Annotated in this window: 4 protein-coding genes; all 4 read left to right on the top strand. The window is 60.0% G+C overall.

Features of this window, described 5'->3' with window-relative positions:
- Window positions 1-576 (top strand): transposase (locus tag B0G75_RS39820; RefSeq protein WP_258194982.1); only part of this gene is annotated, 576 nt, incomplete at its 5' end.
- Window positions 557-910 (top strand): IS66 family insertion sequence element accessory protein TnpB, encoded by a 354-nt coding sequence (tnpB, locus tag B0G75_RS39825; RefSeq protein WP_106285458.1) that lies wholly within the window; start codon window positions 557-559, stop codon window positions 908-910. The genes B0G75_RS39820 and tnpB, both read left to right, overlap by 20 nt.
- Window positions 911-1,014: 104 nt before the next feature.
- Window positions 1,015-2,631, top strand: a complete 1,617-nt coding sequence (locus tag B0G75_RS39830; protein WP_106314944.1) for an IS66 family transposase — start codon at window positions 1,015-1,017, stop codon at window positions 2,629-2,631.
- 175 nt (window positions 2,632-2,806) lie between these two features.
- Window positions 2,807-3,934 (top strand): J domain-containing protein, encoded by a 1,128-nt coding sequence (locus tag B0G75_RS39835; RefSeq protein WP_106285460.1) that lies wholly within the window; start codon window positions 2,807-2,809, stop codon window positions 3,932-3,934.
- Window positions 3,935-3,986: the final 52 nt, after the last annotated feature.

The following is a 3,986-nucleotide window of genomic DNA, read 5'->3' on the forward strand; positions in this document are numbered from 1 at the left end:
GTAAGCGGTGAAATAAGCGCACATGGTTTCCTGAGTCTTGATCGCGCAGCATATGTCCACTCATTGACAGGTGGACATATGACGCAGAATCCCTCAGATCCGTTGAAGCTTGAGCCCGTCGGCGTAAGCAGTGATGGCCGACGGCGCTACTATGACGAAGAGGCCAAACAGAAGTTGGTCGAGGCCTGCCTGCAGCCGGGCGTGTCTTTGGCTGGCATGGCGCTCAAGGCTGGTGTGAACGCGAACTTGCTGCGCCGGTGGGTCAGCAAGCACCAGGAGAAGCGCGACGGCACCGTCGCGATGGACGTAATCGAAGGTACGCCGTCGGCGTTCGTGCCGGTCGTCGAGATTGGCCGCACCGACGCGCAGTCGAGGCAATCCGGAGCGCAATCGGAACTCCTGCCGGCGCGCGGCGAATCCGTGCGCCGCTCACTGCGCCCACCGGCCCCCTCACGGCTGACGGTGGAAATGCCCAATGGCATTACGCTCAAGCTCGAGTGTAGCGGGCAGGACACGACGTTGGTGTCGGCGATGATCGAAACGCTGGGGCGCTACCATGTTCCGGCTGGACGCTGAACTGCGGGTCTACCTGCACCGCGACGCGGTCGATTTCAGGAACGGGATTAACGGTCTCGTTATCCTGGTCGAGCAGTCCATGCAGCTTGACCCATTTGCCCGTGCGGTCTTCGCCTTCCGTAACAAGCGTGCGAACCGCATCAAACTGCTGTTTTACGAGCGCTCGGGTTTCTGGCTGATGATGAAACGGTTAGAGGCTGACCGTTTCGTCTGGCCACGTCGACAGCAGGCAGTGATGGAACTTACGAGCGAGCAACTTCACTGGTTACTCGACGGCATCGACATCGACGCGGTGCGTCGTCACCCTTCGAGGCAGTACCGACACGTGAGTTGAACGTTCAGTAGCCGCGCGCCGGGCGTGGTGCGCGCGACGCCCGGCGTGGTTGTTACACTTTGACGTAAACCCATTCGTTGTGCAGCTTCGCTACCGTGGGGCACATGAATAGCGACGCCCGCCCCCCGTCCGCTGAGGACGATCTCAAACAGCTCTCCCCCGAGGCGCTGATCGCGCGCATTCTCGAGCTTCAGTCCCATAACCAGCAACTGGCGCAACGCATCGGGCAACTCGAGGAGTTGTTCCGTCTGGCGCAGCTCAAGCGCTTCGCGCCGAGCAGCGAAAAACTCAGGGATCGCGTGTTCGACGAAGCCGAGCAGATCGCCGCGACCGAACCCGGTGACGATGATCCGGATGGCGCATTCGCGCTGCCCGATACGGGACTGCCGGAAGTTGGCAAATCCGAGCACGGTAAGCGGGGACGCAAGCCGCTGCCGGCCGCGCTGCCGCGCCGGCGCATCGAGTACGATCTGTCCGATGAGCAGAAGATCTGTGCATGCTGTCAGAACGCGTTGCACCGCATGGGCGAACAGACGAGCGAGCAGTTGCACATCGAGATCCAGGCGGTGGTGCTGCAACATGTGCGTTTCAAATACGCGTGCCGCCACTGCGAGCGCAACGCCGAACGCACGCCGATGGTAATCGCGCCGATGCCCGTGCAGCCGTTGCCGGGTAGCAGCGCGAGCGCGGCGATGATTGCGACGGTGACAACCGGCAAATATGTTGACGGCACACCGTTGTACCGGATGGAGCACGCGCTGGCCCGTGCTGGCATTGCGGTGAGCCGCGGCACGCTGGCGAACTGGATCATCAGGCCTGCCGAGCTGCACTACAGGCGGCTGTACGAAGCGATGCGCCAGACACTGTTGTCGCAGCCGCTGATTCACGGCGACGAGACGACGGTGCAGGTTCTCAAGGAAGAAGGCAAGACGCCGCAAAGCACGAGTTATATGTGGACGTACAGAAGTGCCGGGGACAGCGAGCAGCCGGTGGTGCTGTTCGACTACCAACCCGGGCGCGGGCAGCAATATCCGCAAGCGTTTCTCGCTGGCTACGAAGGCATGCTCATGACTGACGGCTACAGCGCCTGGCGCACGCTCGAAGGCGTGACCCATTTCGGATGCATGGCCCATTCGCGGCGCCTGTTTGTCGACGCGCACAAGGGGCAGAAGAAAAAAGCCGGTGGTCGCGCGCTGCAGGCGCTTGAGTACTTCAAGGCGCTGTATCAGGTCGAGACCCTGGCCCGGGCAGAACTGCCCGATGGCGGGACGCGAGCCGACTACACCTACCGGCTGCGGCAGCAGCACAGCGTGCCGTTGCTGGAAGCGCTCAAGGCATGGCTGGACACACAGGCGCCCCAGGTTCTGCCTGAAAGCCTGTTGGGCAAGGCGATCAGCTATACGAGAAACCAATGGAAATATCTAAGCCGCTACGTCATCGATGGGCGTGCCCCCGTGGATAACAACATTCTGGAAAGAGATATCAGGCCATTTGCAACGGCGAGACATTCGTGGCTCTTCTCTGACACAGTTGCGGGCGCGAAGGCGAGCGCCATGGTCTACAGCCTCGTGCTGACGTGCCGGGCCTGCAACGTCGAGCCCTATGCATATCTGCATCATGTGCTCAACGAGCTACCGCAAAGAGCGCCCGGGGCTGACATCGGCGACCTGCTGCCTTTTAACTTCGCCAAACGAGGGACGCTCGCTACAACCCACCCCTGAAGCACCCCAGTCTGGGGTCCAGTCCGCGTTCTCCACGAGCTCCGGTATAAGTCGATCATCGGTCGGCAACGTGCGCGTGCTCGCTCTCGCCGCGCGGGCGCCAACGCGGTGCAATCGCGACCTCGGCTAAAATAACGGGGTGCTCGCTCTCGCATCAACCAGCGGAAATCATCCCATGACCAGGACAAATCTCAGGTCCATCAGCATTGCTTCCGACCATGACAAGTCTAATCTGTCGAAGGGGCAAAAGGCGTTCAACGCGCTGATCAAGCAGATCGAAAAGCGGCGCGCCCGGCTGCGTGCCTGGGAGGCTGCATTGCCTGCCTTCCATCGGAAATATCTAAGCGAGTTCGCTCCCCTTGAGCAAACTTCCATCGACTTGCGGACCAAGCTCGTGCATCGCCTGGACCAGGCGTACGGTCAGAAGGGGCTGACCAAATCCGAGCGGCGCACGATTGCAGACCTGATCAGCGACTTGGCAGGTGAGCTGGTCGCCCAGAGTGATGATCTGGAGCTTAAAACGATTTACAACCGATATAGCGAATCTGACTTTGACAGTGAAGCCGCCGCCGAGTGGGACGACATGAAATCGGCGCTCGAGGCCATGCTCGGGGTCGAGCTGGGCGACGACGTTGATTTGAGTTCTCCCGAGGATGTACTGCAGCGCGCCCATGCGCAAATGGAACAGCTGCAGGCACAAGATGCACTCGAAAACCAGGCGCGGGAAGCGCGAAGCGCCAAACGAAAAAAGACGCCCAGGCAACTCGCAGCAGAGGCACGAGAACAAGTTGAGCAGGCCGAACTGAGCTTATCCATCCGCGAGGTCTATCGAAAACTGGCCAGCGCCTTGCATCCCGACCGCGAAACCGACCCGCAGGAGCGTGATCGGAAGACCGCTCTGATGCAAAGGGCCAACCAGGCATATAGCAAAAACAGCCTGTTGCAATTACTTGAGTTGCAGCTGGAGCTGGAACATATCGACCAAAGCGCCATCAACCACATCGGCGAAGACCGGTTGAAACACTACAACAAGATTCTGAAGGAACAGGCCGGTGAACTCGACCACGAAATCCTGCATGTCGAGAACGGATTCAAGCACAGCTACGGAATTCCGCCCTTCATCAGCGTGTCGCCCAGCACCATCATGCGCAATCTTGCCGCTGATATCTTCTCGCTGCAGGAGAGCCTCCACGCCCTTGAACATGACCTGCTCGTATTCGACGACGTCAAGCAACTTAAGGGCTGGCTAAAGTCCGTGAAACGGTCATTAGCCACGCCGCGTTTCGACGATATGCCGTTCTAGAAGAGCGCCGCTCCTCATGCTTCTTCCGTAGTGTGGAGAAAACACCGCTTAC

It is taken from the genome of Paraburkholderia sp. BL18I3N2 (assembly GCF_003001875.1).
Lineage (GTDB): Bacteria > Pseudomonadota > Gammaproteobacteria > Burkholderiales > Burkholderiaceae > Paraburkholderia > Paraburkholderia phytofirmans.

Coding starts and splice junctions, on each gene's coding strand:
- B0G75_RS39835 (WP_106285460.1), top strand. CDS start 2,807: ATGACCAGGACAAATCTCAGGTCCATCAGCATTGCTTCCGACCATGAC.
- B0G75_RS39830 (WP_106314944.1), top strand. CDS start 1,015: ATGAATAGCGACGCCCGCCCCCCGTCCGCTGAGGACGATCTCAAACAG.
- tnpB (WP_106285458.1), top strand. CDS start 557: ATGTTCCGGCTGGACGCTGAACTGCGGGTCTACCTGCACCGCGACGCG.